The organism is Nonomuraea sp. GTA35 (genome assembly GCF_041950525.1).
In the GTDB taxonomy this organism is placed as follows: Bacteria; Actinomycetota; Actinomycetes; order Streptosporangiales; family Streptosporangiaceae; genus Nonomuraea.
Genome location: NZ_JBGNUV010000010.1, coordinates 66,126 through 81,711, shown reverse-complemented (window position 1 = coordinate 81,711; position 15,586 = coordinate 66,126). Strand labels below are relative to the sequence as shown.

Sequence of the window (15,586 nt, the reverse complement as noted above, 5' to 3'; positions counted from 1 at the left end):
GCGGCGTCATCGGTCATGAGAGCCGGTGAAACCACGTGAGGGCGCCGTGAAACCGCCGCCGCCGACAGTGAAGCCATGAACATCGCAGAACTCGGACGTACCGGGGGCGGCGATCTGGCCGTACGGACGCAGGGGCTGGCGAAGTCGTTCGGCGAGCACCGCGCCGTCGACGGGATCGACCTGCACGTCCGCCCCGGTGAGATCTTCGGCGTGCTCGGCCCGAACGGCGCCGGCAAGACCACGACACTGCGGATGCTGGCCACCCTCCTGACGATCGACGCGGGCAGCGCCGAGATCTTCGGCGTCGACGTGGCCGGCAACCCGCACGTGATCCGCCAGCTCGTCGGCGTCACCGGACAGTACGCCTCGGTCGACGAGAACCTGACCGCCCGCGAGAACCTCTGGCTCTTCAGCCGCCTGCAGGGCATCGCCGCGCCGCGCGCCCGGCGCATCGCCATCGACCTGCTGGGCCAGTTCGGCCTGGAGAAGGCCGCCGACAAACCCATCGCGCAGTTCTCCGGCGGCATGCGCCGGCGGCTCGACCTGGCCGCCAGCCTCATCACCAGGCCGCCGCTCATCTTCCTCGACGAGCCCACCACCGGTCTCGACCCGCGCACCCGCGGCCAGATGTGGGACACCATCCGCGGCCTGGTCGCCGACGGCTGCACGGTGCTGCTGACCACGCAGTACCTGGACGAGGCCGACCAGCTCGCCGACCGCGTCGCCGTCATCGACCACGGCCGCAAGGTCGCCGAGGGCACCCCCGACGAGCTGAAGACCGCGGTCGGCAACTCCACCCTCCAGCTGCTGCTCGCCGAACCCGGCGAGGTGCCCGCCGCCGTGGAGGTCGTGCGGCGCGTGCTCGGCTCCGAGCCGGTGCTCAGCCCCGAGCAGGGCCGGCTCAACGTCGCGCTCGACCAGGCCGACCTGGCCGCGGACGTGCTGATCGCGCTGCGTACCGCCGGGGTGTCGATCGTCTCGGTGAGCGTGGCCAAACCCAGCCTGGACGAGGTGTTCCTGGTCCTCACCGGTCACGAGACCGACGGGGACGGCCAGAGCGGTACGGAGGAGAGCCGATGACGACCACGATCGCACCCGCCCGCGAGGCGGTCCGGGCCGCCGACCGCGTGGCCGCCGCCCGGCGGCGCGTCTCGCTCGGGGAGACGGTCGGCCAGACGCTGACGATGGCGTGGCGGGCGCTGAAGAAGATGCGCAGGAACCCGGAGCAGTTCTTCGACGTGGCGCTGCAGCCCATCCTGTTCACCGCGATGTTCGCCTTCATCTTCGGCGGCGCCATCGCGGGCGACGTGGAGAGCTACCTGCCCCTGATGGTCCCCGGCATCCTCGCCCAGACCGTGCTGACGACGTGCATGGCCACGGGCACGCAGCTCCGCGAGGACATGGAGAAGGGCGTCTTCGACCGGTTCAAGTCGTTGCCGATCGCCCGGATCGCGCCGCTCGCCGGCCCGATGGTGGCCGACCTGCTGCGGTACACGATCGCGGCCACGCTGACCTTCGGCATGGGCCTGGTGATGGGCTACCGCCCGGGTGGCGGGGCGGTCGGCGTGCTCGCCGCGATCCTGCTCGCCATCTTCACCGGGTGGTCGCTGGCGTGGGTCTTCACCTGGGTCGGCACGATCGCCCGCAGCGCCCAGGCAGTCCAGGGCATCTCCATGATGATCTTGTTCCCGCTGACGTTCCTGTCGAACGCGTTCGTGCCCGTCGAGACGCTGCCCGGCTGGCTGGCGGCGTTCGTCCGGATCAATCCCGTCTCGCACCTGGTCACGGCCGCCCGCGACCTCGCCAACAGCGCGCTCGTCAGCGGCGAGGTGGCCTGGACGCTACTGGCGTCGCTGGTCGTCATCGCGATCTTCGCGCCGCTGTCGGTGCGCAGCTACAAGCGCCACATGTGACCCGCCCCTGTCACGCACCCGCTCGACGAGCTCGCGCGCCTCGTCGAGCAGGTCGGAGCCGCGCCGGTCGCCGTACTCGGCCCGCCTGGCGTCGATCATCCCGGGCGCGGCCAGCTCCGCGTACGGTTCGATGCGCTCGAACGCCATGCTCGGCGTGGTGTTGTTGTACGCGAACCGCTCGGCCAGCACCAGCAGCCCGATCGCGTCACCCGGGGGCATGGCGTCCCGCAGCAGCCCCCAGGCGCCGAGGGCGAAGAGCATCACGCCGCACAGCGGGTAGTCGAGGGCGGGGTCGTCCACGCTCAGCACGTTGTATCCACAGATGGTGGCGAACAGCTCCGCGCCGTACCGGACGTCCTCCGGCGGGGCGTGGTACGCGTACGCCGTCAGGGCGGCCGACTCGGCCACGAGCATCCACGGCGTGCACTCCGTCAGCGGCACCCCGGGCAGGCGCAGGCCGCGCGCCCGGTGGACGGCCGTGCGGTACTCATCGAGCGCGGCGGCCGTCTCACCGCGGGCGAGCGCGACCTCGGCCGCGCACAGCGAGACCATCGCCACCCCGCCGAGCACGACCTCCCTGTCGTTGATCCGCTCGATCGCGGCGAGCTCGGCCTGCGCGGTGTCGAGGTCGCCGTCGGCCAGCGCGGAGGTCAGCAGCACCGTGCGCAGCTGGGTCTCGTCGTCGGCGGCGCCGAGCCGGCTCAGCACCGGGATGGCGACGCGCGCGTGCTCCACCGCCCGCCGCCGGTCGCCGAGCTGCATGACCAGGTGCGCCAGCACGGCGTGCGTCATCGCCGGGAACCACGCTCCCTCGTCCTCCGTCACCAACGACAGCGTCCGCTCGGCCACCTCGATCGCCCCGCGCATGTCGCCCGCGTTCTCCAGGACGTGCACACTCGCGTGCGTCGCCGCCCTGAGCACGTCGGGGTCGGCGCTGCGGCGCAGCTCCGCCAGCCGGCGGTGCATCTCGGCGCCGTCGGTCGTGTGGCAGGCGAGCGCCACCCTGGCCATCGCCGAGATACGGGGATCCGTCGCGTCGCTGGTGGGCAGCGTGCGGAGCAGGTCGCGCAGCGGATCGTCGCGGCGGTCGGTGGCGACGAGGACGTTCATCAGCGTGATCAACACGGCGGCCCTGGTCACCTCGACGAGGTGCGGCGGCGGCCACCAGCCGGTGATCACCTGGACGATCGCCTCGCGGTGGGCGATGATCCGGAGATGGTCGCCGCGGATCGACCACAGCGCGCCGACCCCGGCCAGCAACTGGACCGTCGTGACCGGGTCCGACTCGCCGAGAGCCTGCCGGAGCAGGTCGGCGAGGTTGCCCTCCTCCGCGCGCAACGCGTCGGCCGCCGCGAACTGCGCGGGGCTGAACAGCACGGAGGCGTGCCGGAGCGCGTACTCCGTCGCCCAGGCCCGCTGCGCCGCCCGGGCCGGCTCCTCCTCGCCGGCCTCCTTCAGCCGCATCCGGCCGAACTCACGAACGGTCTCCAGCATCCGGTAGCGCAGGCCGTACGCGGTCTCGCGGACGCTCAGCATCGACTGCTCGGTCAGCGCGTCCAGGACGTGCAGGGCGTCCGGGCCGAGCACGTGCTCGGCCGCCTCCAGCGTGAAACCGTCGCCGAACAGCGACAACCACCGCAACGCCCGCCGCTCCGGCTCGGCCAGCAGGTTCCACGACCAGTCGATGACCGCCAGCAGCGTCCGATGCCGGCCGGGAGCCGTCCGGTTCCCGCCGCGCAGCAGCGCGAACCGGTCCGCCAGCCGCCGCGCGATCTCCTCCACCGACATCACCCGCACCTTGGCCGCCGCCAGCTCGATCGCGAGCGGCAGCCCGTCGAGCCGGGCGACGACCTTCCCGACCACCCCCTCGTCGATCCGCACACCGGGGCGGGCGGCCGTGGCACGCTGGCGGAACAGCTCGACGGCGTCGTCCTCGGGCAGCTCGCCGAGCAGGTAGACGCGCTCGGCGGGGATCGACAGGGGAGCGCGCGAGGTGGTGAGCACCCGCAGGTCGCGGGTCGTCACGGTCAGGAACCCGACCAGATCCGCCACGGCCTCGATCACGTGCTCGCAGTTGTCCAGGATCAGCAGCGCCGGGGTCTGGTCGAGCTGCTGGGCGATCCGCGCGCGGACGTCGGCCCGCTGCTGGGCGGTCAGCACATGACGTCCGCCCACGGAGTCTCGCACCCCCAGCGCCGAGCCCACCTCGCCCACCACACCCTCCGGCGAGGAGACGCCGACCAGCTCGACGAAGTGGGCGACGGGCTGGGCGGCCTTCCTGCCGGCCACATGGGCCAGCCGCGTCTTGCCCAGCCCGCCGGGGCCGATGACGGAGACCACCCGATGGGTCTGCAGCAGGGCGTGCACCGCCCGGATGTCGTCGTCGCGGCCTAGCAGCGAGGAGCCGTCGAACAGGATGCCCTGGCGTACCGGCCGATCGGCGACGAGCAGCTCGGCGTACACGCGGGCGAGCTCGGGCCCCGGTTCGGCGCCGAGCCGCGCGACCAGCCCCGCGCGATACCGCTCGTAGCGCTCCAGCGCCGCCGCGGCGCCTCGCACGGCGGCCTCGCTGCGCAGCAGGCAGGCGAGCAGCTCCTCGTCGTGCGCCCGCTCGCCGGCGGCCTCCTCCAGCAGCGGCAACGCGCTCTCGTGAGCGCCGCTCCGCCCCTGCGCGATCGCCGCCACCCGCCGCGCCTCGGCCGCCCACTCGCCCGCTACGCCCCTCAACTCGGCGAGCGCGCCCGTGGCGCCGTCAGGACCGCCCGCCGCCAGAGCCATGGCCTCTTCGGCACGGCGCCGCGCCGACGCCACGTCGTCCGCGCCCAGCGCCGCCCGTGCCCGCTCCACCAGCAGGCCGAGCAGCAACGCGTCCACCTGGTCGGCGGCCACCCCGAGCCGGTACCCCCGAGGGATCCGCTCCACGACGTCGGCGCGGGTCGCCGCCCTGGTCCGCGAGACGACCACCTGCAGCGCCTTCGTCGGGTTGGCCGGCGCCTCGTCGGGCCACAGCTCCTCGACCAGCCGCTCGTCACCGACCCCCGCACGGCCGTGCAGGGCGAGCACCGCCAGCAGGGTGTGCGCGCGGTCGCCGACCACGCGCACACCCTGCCAGCGGACGCCGTCGAGCAGGACCAGTGCGGGGGACACACCCTCAGCTTACGGACCGGCGGGCCCTTGGCCGTCGAGTCGATGCGGGTGGTCCGCGTGGAGAATTGGTGGGTTACGCCATGGAGTCGTGGGGTTCGACAGTATGCTTCTCTTCGTGTGCGACCGATAGCGATTAGTGATATTTCGGTCGTGTGGCAGCCGGGCTGTGCCCGGGCCTGCCCGTGCCGCCCAGACCTTGCGACACGCACCTCACAAGGCGGGCTCGCTGGTGGGGAGACCAGAGGGCCGGCGTCGAGGCGGCGGGTCCGCGGGGTGTGCAAGCCCCAGGCGGGACGCCGGAGGGGGTGTCTCGCCTGGCCCCCTCGTGCAGGGGTGGGAGCGGCGGTGCAGGGTGTGACGATTCGAGATGGCCGGCAGCCGGGCACGCTGGTGGTGTGCGGCGAGCTGGACGTGGCCGGAAAGCCGGTGCTGTGTGCGGCGGTGCGCCAGGCACTGCTGGTACGCGGTGCCGACGTGGTGCTGGATGTGGCCGGGGTGTCGTTCATCGACGCCCAAGGGCTGTCGGCGCTGGTGGTCTGCCGGGGCCTGGCCGGGCTCGCGGAACGGCGGCTGCGGCTGGTGGCGGTGCCGGCCCGCATGGTGCGGCTGCTGCGGCTGACCGGGCTGGACCGGGTTCTGCTGTGACCGCCTGGAATCTGCTGGGCGCCGGATCGGTTGGGCGGGTGTTCAGCGGCGTACGGTGAAGGTTACGTGTCCTCCGGACGCGAGGCGGGCGGTCACGGCAGGTGGACGACGAACATGGGCTGCGCGTCTGGGCGTTGATCGGAACAGCGGCGGCGGCACGCAGGGCGCCGGTCTCGGTGGGCAACGTGTGCGTGGCGTGCGTGGACTCGCTGCGGGTGACCGGGGCCGGGCTCTCGGCGGTCAGCGGCGTTCCCGGGATGCGGCTGACACCGGTGCACGCCGAGGGCCGGTTGGGGCATGACCTGCTGGAGGCGGAGCTGACCAGCGGGGACGGGCCGTGCGTGGACGCGGTCAACGATCGCGAGCCGGTGCTGGTCGCCGATCTGCACCGGCAGGAGGCCCAGGCGCGCTGGCCGCTGTTCACCGCGCTGAGCCAGACGGCGCGGGTGCGGGCGGTCTTCGCCTTCCCGCTGCTGGCCGGCCCGGACAGCGTGGGCGTGCTGGTGCTGTGCCAGGACCGGCCGCGGATGCTGGAGGAGTCCGAGCAGCTGACGGCCCGGTACTTCGCCGACGCGGCCCTGCTGCTGTTGCTGAACCTGGTCACCGTCAACGGAGAGGGAGAGGCGCTTCCGGCCCAGACGCTGACACTGGGACCCGAGATCCACCAGGCCACCGGCGTCGTGGCGGTGCAGGCCGACTGCACGGTGGAGGAGGCGCTGATCCGGCTGCGCGCCCACGCCCTGGCCGCCGACGAGCCGCTGACCCGGGTGGCCCAGAAGGTACTCGCGCACACCTTGCGGTTCTCCGAGCAGCGGAGCTGAGCCCTCCGGCGGCAGGCACCCCCTCCCCGGAGCGCACGGCCTTGAGACGGTGATGCGGCTGTGCTCTGCCCACAGGCTGTGGACGGGCGTAGGCTGCCGAAGGTGGAGACTTCCGCGTCCCGCCAACCGGAACACCGGCTGGCCAAGGCGTTCATCACGCTGGCCGACACGCTGGTGAGCGGGTTCGATCTCATCGAGTTCATGCACGGCCTGACCGAGCAGTGCGTAGGGCTGCTCGGCGTGGACGCCGCCGGCCTGCTGATCAACGACCAGCACGGCAACCTGCAACTGGTGGGCGCCTCCAGCGAGCAGACCCGGCTGCTGGAGCTGTTCCAGCTGCAGAGCGACCAAGGGCCGTGCCTCGACTCCTTCCGCTCCGGCCGGCCGGTGCACTGCGCCGACCTGAGCGGCACCGCGGCCACCACCTCGTGGCCGCGGTTCGCCGAGCGGGCCCATCTGGCGGGTTTTCACGCCGTGAGCGCACTGCCGATGCGGCTGCGCGACCAGGTCGTCGGCGCGATGAACCTGTTCCGCTCCGCGCCCGGCGAGCTGGACGGCGACACGGCCGCCCTCGCCCAGGCGATGGCCGACATCGCCACCATCGGCCTGCTGCAGGAACGCGCCATCCGCGAGGGCCAGATCCTCGTCGAGCAACTCGAGTACGCCCTGAACAGCCGGGTGGTCATCGAGCAGGCCAAGGGCATGCTCGGCGAGCGGCACGACCTGCCCGTCGAAGAGGCGTTCGGCCTGTTGCGCCGGCACGCCCGCAGCAACCAGCAGAACCTGACCGAGCTGGCCCGCGCGGTGGTGGCGCGCACCAGCGACATCCCGCCGCCGCCCGGCCTCACCGGTGACTTCTCGCCGCAGCGGGGGAACGGGCCCGCCACGCCCTCGGCAGAGGGCTGATCCCGCCCGGACCCGGTGCGGGCGGGATCAGCCCGGCAGACGGAAGGCGATCCACAACAACGTGCCTTCCGCGCCGCTGGTAAAAGTGATCTCGTCGGCGAGCTGCCGGATCAGCCACATGCCCCGCCCGCCGGTGCTGTCCGGTTCGGGCACCGCGGTCCCGTCCAGGCGACCGGCCAGAGCGCCCGGCCCGTCGTCGCTGATCTGGCAGCACAACGCTGCCTCGTTGCGCCACAGCCGGAGCCGCCCCGTTCCGCCGCCGTGACCGACAGCGTTGACCGACCCCTCATGGACCGCCAGCACGAAGTCGTCCCACCGCATCCCGGCCAGTCCCGCGCGGGCGGCCTGCCAGGCCACCATGTGGCGCAGCCTGGGCAGATCCGTGTGCGTGAAGCGGCAGGCCAGCAGCGACTGCCGGTCACCGTTCAGGAAGCTGGTCATCCGGCCTCCCCTCCGCTCGCAGCGGAGAGGCCGGTAACGGCCGCGGTCTCTTGACCGCCGTGACGCGGCCGTCGCCGCGGGTGTGGGTCTGCGGAACTGTCTCGGCTGCTGAGCCAGGGGACGGGCGTCGGCCGGCCACCGTTATCACGGTCCTTCACAACGGAATGGGACCGCCGGGGTCTGGGGCAGCCAGTGCTTGCCTCCATCATGCCCTCAGCCGGAGCGATCAACCACCGGCAGGGTCTGATTCGCCGCGCCAGGCAGAAACACGGGGGCGGCGTCCCGGACCCGGATCTCGGCGCGGTCACCCTCGTGCTCCGGCTCGGTCAGCGGGTCACAGCCACGTCTTCATGGTCTCGGCCAGGGGCTGGGCCGGGCGGCCGATGAGCCGGGCGACGTCGCCGGACAGCTCGTAGGCCTTGCCCTCGTGGCCGGGCGTGCTGAGCACGACGGCGGCGGCCTCGGCGAACTCCTTGCGCGGGGCGGCGCCGATGCTGTTGGCGATGACGCCGCGTTCCCGGGCGGCGGCGAAGTCCTGCAGGTGGTTCTCGGTGTACCAGCCGTTGCGCAGGAAGGTCGCGGGGATGCCGGAGGCGGTGACGAGCTCCTCGGTGGCCTTGTGGTCGGCCGCGAGCCGCAGGATCGTCGTCGGCGCCTGCAATCCCGAGGTGTGGACCAGGTGCGGCACGCCGGCCTGGCGGGCGGCGTCGATGGCGTTCCGGCGATGCCGAACATGGCGGCCAGCACGGCCTGCACGATCCACAGGGCGATGTTCGTCACGGTTTCCTTCGCGGGTCGGGACAAGCGCCTCCGGCGTGGCGATCGCGGCTGCTCAGCCGGTGCAGACGATCTCGGACTCCATGGCGAGGACCGTCAGGCGCAGGTGACGGCGATCTTGCCGAGCGTTCCCGCGCCGAAGGCGGCGAACGCCTCGGGGGCCTGCTCCAGCGGGTAGGTCGCGGTGACCGGGACGCGCAGCACGCGGGCGGCGGCCTGGGTGGCCAGCTCGGTCAGGGTCTGCTGGTTCGGGTCGGCCATGATGGTGTGGACGGTGACCTCGACGCCCGGGACGGCATCCGGGGCCAGGCCGAGGGTGGAGGCGAGCCGGCCACCCCGGCGCAGCAGCCCCGCCAGCTCGACGCCGTCGCCCGCCAGGTGCAGCACGGCGTCCACACCTTCCGGAGCGAGCGCGCGGACCTGCGCCGGCAGATCGCCGCTGTAGTCCACGAGCTCGACCTCGGTGCCGGTGAGGCCGGTGACGAAGTCGGCCTCGGCACCGGGACGGGCGGTGGCGATCACCCGGACGCCGCGGGCGGCGGCCAGCTGCACGGCCAGCGCGCCCACCCCGCCGGTGGCGCCGGAGACCAGCACGGTCTCGCCCTCCGCCGGGGCGACGGCGTTGAGGCTGTCCAGCGCCGCCGTGCCGGCCAGGCCCAGCGCGGACGCCTCCGCAGCGGCCAGGCCCTCGGGGAGGGGAGCGATGCCGTAGCCGGCGGGCACGGTGAGGTACTCGGCCATCGCGCCGGGGCCCAGGAACGGCTTCATCACCACGCCGAAGACCGCCTGCCCGACCGCGAAGCCCTCGACGCCCTCGCCGAGCGCCTCCACGGTGCCGGCGAAGTCCTTGCCCACCACCAGCGGGAAGCGGTGCTCCATCATCTGCTGCAGGTAGCCGGCGGCGACCGACAGGTCGAAGCCGTTGACCGAGGAGCCGGCGACCTTCACCAGGACCTCCCCGGCCTCGGGCTGCGGGGTGGGGAGCTCGGCCAGGGCCGGGGTCTCGGGGACGGAGTTCAGCGTTACGGCACGCATGATCTGCACCTCTCAAGAAGTGGAACGGGTTACCCGTTTTGCGGTGCCAGCGTAACAACAGAAATGGGTAGGTTGTTCCACTTGGGTAGAGTGAACGGCATGGATCTTCCCGCCGACGCCCCCGAGCCTTCCGGCGAGCAGCCCGGACCGGGACTGCGCGCCGACGCCGAACGCAACCGCGAACGCATCGTGGCCGCTGCCCGCCGCCTGTTCGCCAGCCACGGCCTCGGCGTCTCCATGGCCTGCATCGCCCGCGCCGCCGGCGTCGGCAAGGCCACCCTGTCGCGCCGCTTCGCCACCCGCGAAGAACTCATCAACGCCGTCTTCGCCGACCGCATGGACGCCTACGCCGCCGCCGTCGCCGAGGCGCTGGCCGACCCCGACCCCTGGCACGGCTTCGTCGGCTACGTCCAGGCCGTCTGCGCCATGCAGGCCGCCGACCGCGGCTTCGCCGAAGTGCTGGCCATGACCTTCCCCGCCGCCAAAGCCCTGGAGAAGCGCCGCGCCGAGGCCTACCACAGCTTCCTCGACCTCATCGCCCGCGCCAAGGCCACCGGCCACCTGCGCGAGGACTTCACCGACCGGGACATGCCCATCCTGCTGATGGCCAACGCCGGCGTCATCGCCGCCGCCGGGGACGCCGCCCCCGACGCGTGGCGCCGCCTGGTCGGCCAGATGCTGCGCGCCTACGCCGCCCCCGGCGCCGACCTGCCCCCGCTGGATCCGGCCCCCGCACCCACCGCCCTGTACCGGGCCATGGTTCGCCTCACCCGCACCGCTTCCGGTCCTGAGGGGGACACGGGGTGAGCAGCACGTGGCCGTGGGCGAGCACGCGAGGTCCCCGCTCTCGTGCAGCGCTCAGGTAGCCGCACAGCTCAGCCGTCGTACCCAGGAAGCGGCCGGTCTCCAGGTGCTGGAGGCCTGGAGTGAGTCCGGTAGGCCGTTCCCCTCACGCATCCTTGCCGGGGCAGCCGCCAGAAGGACGGCACGCCATGGCCGTAGACGACCATGGTGCGCGGAATCCAGCCGGTGCAGAAACGACCTATGCATATCTGAATCTCTGGCGGGGGCAGGGAAGGCGTCTGGCTCTCTTCCGAGGAAATGGAAGACTCAACCGGCCCGCGCGGGGCACCGAGACGCCTTCGGACGTTGACCGGCCATCTATGGGGGCCCTATTGTCGCCCCACGTGAAGCTTCTTAAGATCGCGGCGCTCGCCTGCGCCCTGATCACCCCCTTAGCCGGAACGGCGTCCGCGGATGCCTCGGCATTTCCCGTGAAAAACCCCGTCCTCACCAAGAACGCCCTGTACGAGGCGGGCCCGCTGCCGCCGACGACATGCGACGAGCTGCCGATTGAGCCGTACAATTCCGAGCAGGCCCGCGCCTACATCGACGAGGTCATCCGCTGCCTGGAGAACACGTGGGGGCCGTATCTGAAAAAGGCCGGCCTGCCGTATGAGCCGGTCAAAGTCCGGTACGTGAAGCGCCTGCCCAAGAACTACTGCGGTTCCGACGAAGAGAGCAGCCGGGATTCCGAGGTGTGGTACTGCGACTGGGACCGCACGCTGTCGTTCAAACTCGGCCCCTCCTGGCTTGCGTCTCCGTCCGACCTCCTGCTCTTCAACGAGGCCGCGCTGATGTACGGCTACCACGTGCAGAAGCTGACCGGCCTTTACGACGCCGGCGAAGACCTCAGGGCCGGTAGCAAAGCCGAGCACCAGGAGCAGCTCCGGCGCATGTACCTGCAGGTCGAATGTCTGGGTGGCGCGTTCATCCAGAGCGTCTGGCCGATCAAGGGCAGGACCACCGAGGATTGGAACCAGGTCCTGGGATACGTCCGGGACGACAACGTCAAGCATTGGATCCGGGCCGGTTTCCGCACCGGCGACCCGGGGTCCTGCAACACCTGGACGGTGCCCTCGTCGAAGGTGGCTTAGGGCTGCTACCGCAATGAGGTGAGGCGTCGCCAGCAGATGAGGGCGCAGACCGGCTTCAGGAAGCTTCGTGGATGTAGGCGGACCCTCACCGGCGCTCCACTGGGAGGACCGTACGGGCGCTGAACTTCTCACCGCGCCCTGAGGCGAGGTCGCCCGGTGTGTTCCGTTGCTTGGCGCATGAACCGCGGGCGGCGTTTGACGTTCATGAGCAGCCGAAACGCTCGATCACGGACACGAGCCGCTCTGGGCCTTGGGAACTTACCGGATCAACGACACCACCACGGTGCCACGGGTGGATATGGAGTGTTGCCCATACCGCTAGGGTGTCGCGAAAACGGAGATCATCTTGTCGCGATTGGCCCACCTCGCTTGGGTGGCCGCCCTAGCCGCCGCAGCGTACTCGACCTGGGGCGCCTGGCAAGCCGAGTACGGGTCCTCCTATGCCGTCCTCGGCTGTGTGGGGTTGGTTGACACCGGCGGCTTCAGCCTCACCAGGCTGGCGTCGGTGTCTCTGGGGGACGCCTATGAGATCGCGAACCTGGCCGTCGTATGGGGCGTGCCCTCCATCCTCGTCCTCACGGGGTTCCTGATGTCGGCCGCCGTCGGCAACAGGGCGATCACCGGTTACCGGGTGGCCGGCCTCCTCGTCCTTCTCGCGATAGTTGGGCCGGCCACCCCTTCGTACATGGCGGAGGACGGCTGCTCGGTGATCCCCGTGCTCAGCGGCGAGTGGTTCGCGACCGTGGCGTGCGCCTACGGGCCTGCAGAGTCGATCCTCTTGCTCTCCGCGTTGCTGGTGCTGCTGGCCACCCGGACCGCGAGGGACACCTGGCCGAGTGGATTCGCCGGGCGCCGGGCGGTGGCGTTCACCTTCGATTACTTGATCTTCGTCGCCTTCCTGGGTTTCTTCGCGGGAGGGTTCAGCAGCTTGGATTACGGCCTCCTGAACTGGTTCCGCGTCAACGAACCGACATCGCTGCTTGTCGCTGTGCCCGCGTTCTTTTACGTCCTGACGGGACGGACGTTCGGCAAGCGGCTCATGCGCATCCGCGTCGTCTCCGCCGATACCGGCCACTGGCCGGGCTGGCGCAGGGCCGCGGTCCGCGCGCTCGTCTTCCCCGTCCTCATCTGCGTGCCACAGTGCGGGCTTGTCGTGCTCCTGGTGGACGTTCTGTGGTCGGTGGCCGACCCGGCCGCTCGCACCTTGCATGACCGCCTCGCTGGCACTCGGGTTGTGCGCGATCTGCTGTAGCTGCGCCGCGCTCGAAGGCGTTACCGTTGAGGCCGTGATCATCTGGGTTGCCTCGTTCCCCCGATCAGGCAACACCTTCCTCCGCATCATTCTGTGGCGGCTGTACGGCGTGCGCACCTCCACCGTCTACGACGTCGACGGCGTGGCCGCGCGGCTTGGCCCCGACATGATCGGCTACGAGGAGCGTCCCTCCTCGATCGAGGAGATGCGCGCCTCCGAGAAGCTGCACTTCGTCAAGACGCACCGGCAGCGTGCCGGGGAAGAAGATCGCGCGATCTGTCTTGTCCGAGATGGCCGCGACGCCATAACGTCATGGGCCCACCTGACCGATGGGCCTGATATCGGGGCCGAGATCCGCACAATGATCAACCGTCGTGACGAGGCAGGGACGGGCAGTTGGGGCCAGAACGTACTGAGCTGGCTACATCCGCCCGTACCCCATCGCGTGATGCTCCGCTACGAGGAGCTGATCCGCGAACCGCGACGGAGCGTCAAGAAGGTGCTGGCCACGCTGGCACCGAGCCTACGACCACTGCCTGATGCCCACATTCCCACCTTTGCAGAGCTCCACCAGGTCGATGACGGCTTCTTCCGCAGAGGACACACCGGCACACACTCGGACGAGCTGCCAGAGGAGCTGCACCAGCTCTTCTGGTCCCGCCCCGACAACGTCACGGCCATGAAGATGCTTGGGTATTCACGCGATGGGTGAAGGCTAGGTCCGCCCTTTGCGTTTCCGGTCCAGGGTCGGCTTTGATCGGCTCAATCAGAGCCTCGACCGTTGAAGCGAGACATAACTAATCTCTCGGTATCACACATAGGTCCTCTGGGGGTATCCCAGAGGACCTATGTGTGTGCCCAGGATCTCGTCATAACCGAAGGGATATGCCGGACTGGCTACGGTGGTCATTTCGCTTTTCGCTGCTTGTGGTTCAAAGAATGGGGCTTCCGGTGAGGCGCCAGTTCACTAGGCCGGACGAAGCGGAGAGCGAATGACGCACCCTGTGATCTGCGAGCGGGCGAAGGGACATTACTGCGGATGTTCCGCCTGTGGAGGGGCGCAGCACGGCTGGACCAACGGTCTCGCGTCGGCCCGAGACCCCTCTCCCGTTGCTCGTCAAAAGGCGAGAGATGACAGTGACCTTGCCTGGGCCAGAACTCGGCCTCCCGTGGGGCGACGCAAGCCATCCAAGGACAGACAGGCGGCAGCCACCGATAGCGCCACAGTCGACCTCGTTGACTGGCTATCCGAAAACCCGGACACCATCGACCGCATCCAGGAAATCGGGGACATCCTTGCCGGCCCCGTAATCCAGGAGCTCGATAAGAGGTTCGGCGGGAGCAAGCCGCGAGAGGCCAGAAGGCAACTTAACAGTCATTTCTGGTGTGATCTTCTCGTCGCCGTGGCGGAGGCCATCGAAAAATTTTCGAAGGCCATCGACCGAATCCCGGAGTACGTGACAACGGTCATCCTGCAGTCCCGGAAGGCCGAGGGCCGCAGCGTTCTCCTCGATGCGCTGGTGGGTCTTGCCGTACGGACGGCATGGGAGCCCATCAAGAGCATGATCCACACGGCGGGGATCGAGGAGCTTCAACGAGGATGTCGGATCCTAGCCGTCCTGATCTGCCCCGCGCCCGAGGATCACAAGGCCGTTCAGGACGGTGCCCTCCTCCCCTTGGCGAAGGAGGGGCTGTTGGGGACCAGCAGGGAGCGGCTTGAGCAGGTCTTCCCTGCGGAGTGGGTCCACCGCCTTCGAGAGGGCCTCGGCGGTGTCTGAGTAGCGCGGCCGGTGTCCCGTCGGCATGAGCTGGATGTGTGGGATCGGCTGTGTCGGGCTGCGTTGCTGTACGACGCTGCTGTACGGCCACGAAAAAGGCCCTCCGGGATCATCCCGAAGGGCCTTTCACCTGCTGCGCGGCCGAGAGGACTCGAACCCCTAACCTTCTGATCCGTAGTCAGATGCTCTATCCATTGAGCTACGGCCGCTCGCTGCGTAAGCAAGCATAGCGGGTTTTGAGGAGTGCCTCGAACCAGAATCGGGAAGCATGGGGTCGCGGGTTCGAGCTTGGGGTGTTCGCCGGGCGGTTGAGGTGGGCGCGCGTGGCGTTGACCTGGGGTTAAGGGTGAGATGGTCCTCTCGAAGAGGGGCAGGGGCCCAGGGTGATCTAGGCGTCCAGCTTCTTCGCCAGGCGTTCGATCATCAGTGCCAGGTCGGTGAGTCTGCGGTGGACGGCGTGGTGCTGGCCCTGGATCTGTGAGCGGAACTTGGCGAAGTGGTCGTTTGAATGCCTTGTGACACCTCCGATCTCGTCGTTCAGGGCGGAGAGGTCCTGGGACAGCTCGATCTGAAGGCTCATGGTGGCGGCGTTCAGGTGGGTGACGTCCGGCGGAGTTGGTGGGGTTTCGGGTTTATGTCCTCGGTGGGGTGCAGTTCTGGGCCGGGATGTTCATGTGCCGGCGTCGTACCCTCGTGCGGCGGCCGGAGGCTCTGCTGCCGGAGCGCACGCTTGCTTCGAGGGCGTCCACACGGAGTTTCAGCTTGCGAATCTCCGCCTCTATGTCCACGAACCCCTACCTGGTGGATGGATTGGGGCATGGCCTGCCCCTGTTGCGGCTTGCGCCTGTGGATAAGTCGCTGCCTGTGGATACATCGAAGGGTGTATCCACAGGAGGACCTTCGTAGGAGGGAGGGGCGGGCGGGAGGTGGTGGG

At 70.1% G+C, this 15,586-nt stretch carries 15 protein-coding genes and 1 tRNA gene; 10 read left to right on the top strand and 6 right to left on the bottom strand.

The annotated features are described in order from the left end of the window. Nucleotides 1-75: 75 nt before the first annotated feature. Together ACBJ32_RS36995 and ACBJ32_RS36990 are read left to right on the top strand one after the other, a co-directional pair. On the top strand, nucleotides 76-1,080 hold the full coding sequence (locus tag ACBJ32_RS36995; protein WP_375130701.1) for an ATP-binding cassette domain-containing protein: 1,005 nt from the start codon (nucleotides 76-78) through the stop codon (nucleotides 1,078-1,080). Beyond that, nucleotides 1,077-1,913 (top strand): ABC transporter permease, encoded by an 837-nt coding sequence (locus ACBJ32_RS36990; RefSeq protein WP_357874663.1) that lies wholly within the window; start codon nucleotides 1,077-1,079, stop codon nucleotides 1,911-1,913. Before ACBJ32_RS36995 ends, ACBJ32_RS36990 begins: the two co-directional genes overlap by 4 nt. Here the strand turns inward: ACBJ32_RS36990 and ACBJ32_RS36985 are convergent. Further along, nucleotides 1,842-5,060, bottom strand: a complete 3,219-nt coding sequence (locus ACBJ32_RS36985) for a BTAD domain-containing putative transcriptional regulator (protein ID WP_375130700.1) — start codon at nucleotides 5,058-5,060, stop codon at nucleotides 1,842-1,844. The genes ACBJ32_RS36990 and ACBJ32_RS36985 overlap by 72 nt on opposite strands. 354 nt (nucleotides 5,061-5,414) lie before the next feature. Between ACBJ32_RS36985 and ACBJ32_RS36980 the strand changes: the two genes are divergently transcribed. The 3 genes from ACBJ32_RS36980 to ACBJ32_RS36970 all read left to right on the top strand — a co-directional run bounded on the left by ACBJ32_RS36980 (nucleotide 5,415) and on the right by ACBJ32_RS36970 (nucleotide 7,432). After that, complete coding sequence (locus ACBJ32_RS36980; RefSeq protein ID WP_357874667.1) at nucleotides 5,415-5,705, top strand: STAS domain-containing protein; 291 nt, start codon at nucleotides 5,415-5,417, stop codon at nucleotides 5,703-5,705. A gap of 101 nt (nucleotides 5,706-5,806) precedes the next feature. Continuing rightward, the gene (locus ACBJ32_RS36975) at nucleotides 5,807-6,526 is read left to right on the top strand and encodes a GAF and ANTAR domain-containing protein (protein ID WP_375130699.1); all 720 of its coding nucleotides are present in this window, start codon (nucleotides 5,807-5,809) and stop codon (nucleotides 6,524-6,526) included. 102 nt (nucleotides 6,527-6,628) lie between these two features. Continuing rightward, complete coding sequence (locus ACBJ32_RS36970) at nucleotides 6,629-7,432, top strand: GAF and ANTAR domain-containing protein (RefSeq protein ID WP_375130698.1); 804 nt, start codon at nucleotides 6,629-6,631, stop codon at nucleotides 7,430-7,432. 27 nt (nucleotides 7,433-7,459) lie between these two features. Here the strand turns inward: ACBJ32_RS36970 and ACBJ32_RS36965 are convergent, their stop codons facing one another. The 3 genes from ACBJ32_RS36965 to ACBJ32_RS36955 form a co-directional block, all read right to left on the bottom strand. Beyond that, entirely contained in the window at nucleotides 7,460-7,873 is a 414-nt protein-coding gene (locus tag ACBJ32_RS36965) for an ATP-binding protein (protein WP_375130697.1), read from the bottom strand. A gap of 334 nt (nucleotides 7,874-8,207) precedes the next feature. Continuing rightward, complete coding sequence (locus ACBJ32_RS36960; RefSeq protein WP_375130696.1) at nucleotides 8,208-8,636, bottom strand: NAD(P)H-binding protein; 429 nt, start codon at nucleotides 8,634-8,636, stop codon at nucleotides 8,208-8,210. 110 nt (nucleotides 8,637-8,746) lie between these two features. Then, nucleotides 8,747-9,685: an NADP-dependent oxidoreductase gene (locus ACBJ32_RS36955; protein WP_375130695.1), complete on the bottom strand. Its 939-nt coding sequence runs from the start codon at nucleotides 9,683-9,685 to the stop codon at nucleotides 8,747-8,749. Nucleotides 9,686-9,784: 99 nt separating this feature from the next. On the opposite strand from ACBJ32_RS36955, the gene ACBJ32_RS36950 reads away from it, so the two are divergent. The 5 genes from ACBJ32_RS36950 to ACBJ32_RS36930 all read left to right on the top strand — a co-directional run bounded on the left by ACBJ32_RS36950 (nucleotide 9,785) and on the right by ACBJ32_RS36930 (nucleotide 14,652). Continuing rightward, on the top strand, nucleotides 9,785-10,492 hold the full coding sequence (locus ACBJ32_RS36950; RefSeq protein WP_375130694.1) for a TetR/AcrR family transcriptional regulator: 708 nt from the start codon (nucleotides 9,785-9,787) through the stop codon (nucleotides 10,490-10,492). 380 nt (nucleotides 10,493-10,872) lie between these two features. Next, the gene (locus ACBJ32_RS36945) at nucleotides 10,873-11,622 is read left to right on the top strand and encodes a hypothetical protein (RefSeq protein WP_375130693.1); all 750 of its coding nucleotides are present in this window, start codon (nucleotides 10,873-10,875) and stop codon (nucleotides 11,620-11,622) included. Between the two features lie 346 nt (nucleotides 11,623-11,968). After that, nucleotides 11,969-12,874 (top strand): RDD family protein, encoded by a 906-nt coding sequence (locus ACBJ32_RS36940; RefSeq protein WP_375130692.1) that lies wholly within the window; start codon nucleotides 11,969-11,971, stop codon nucleotides 12,872-12,874. Nucleotides 12,875-12,908: 34 nt separating this feature from the next. After that, nucleotides 12,909-13,586 (top strand): sulfotransferase domain-containing protein, encoded by a 678-nt coding sequence (locus ACBJ32_RS36935; RefSeq protein WP_375130691.1) that lies wholly within the window; start codon nucleotides 12,909-12,911, stop codon nucleotides 13,584-13,586. Between the two features lie 457 nt (nucleotides 13,587-14,043). Further along, on the top strand, nucleotides 14,044-14,652 hold the full coding sequence (locus ACBJ32_RS36930) for a hypothetical protein (RefSeq protein WP_375130690.1): 609 nt from the start codon (nucleotides 14,044-14,046) through the stop codon (nucleotides 14,650-14,652). Between the two features lie 136 nt (nucleotides 14,653-14,788). On the opposite strand, the gene ACBJ32_RS36925 is transcribed toward ACBJ32_RS36930, so the two are convergent. Both ACBJ32_RS36925 and ACBJ32_RS36920 read right to left on the bottom strand, forming a co-directional pair. Then, nucleotides 14,789-14,861 (bottom strand) — tRNA-Arg (locus tag ACBJ32_RS36925). 179 nt (nucleotides 14,862-15,040) lie between these two features. Then, complete coding sequence (locus ACBJ32_RS36920; protein ID WP_375130689.1) at nucleotides 15,041-15,232, bottom strand: hypothetical protein; 192 nt, start codon at nucleotides 15,230-15,232, stop codon at nucleotides 15,041-15,043. Between the last annotated feature and the right edge of the window lie 354 nt (nucleotides 15,233-15,586).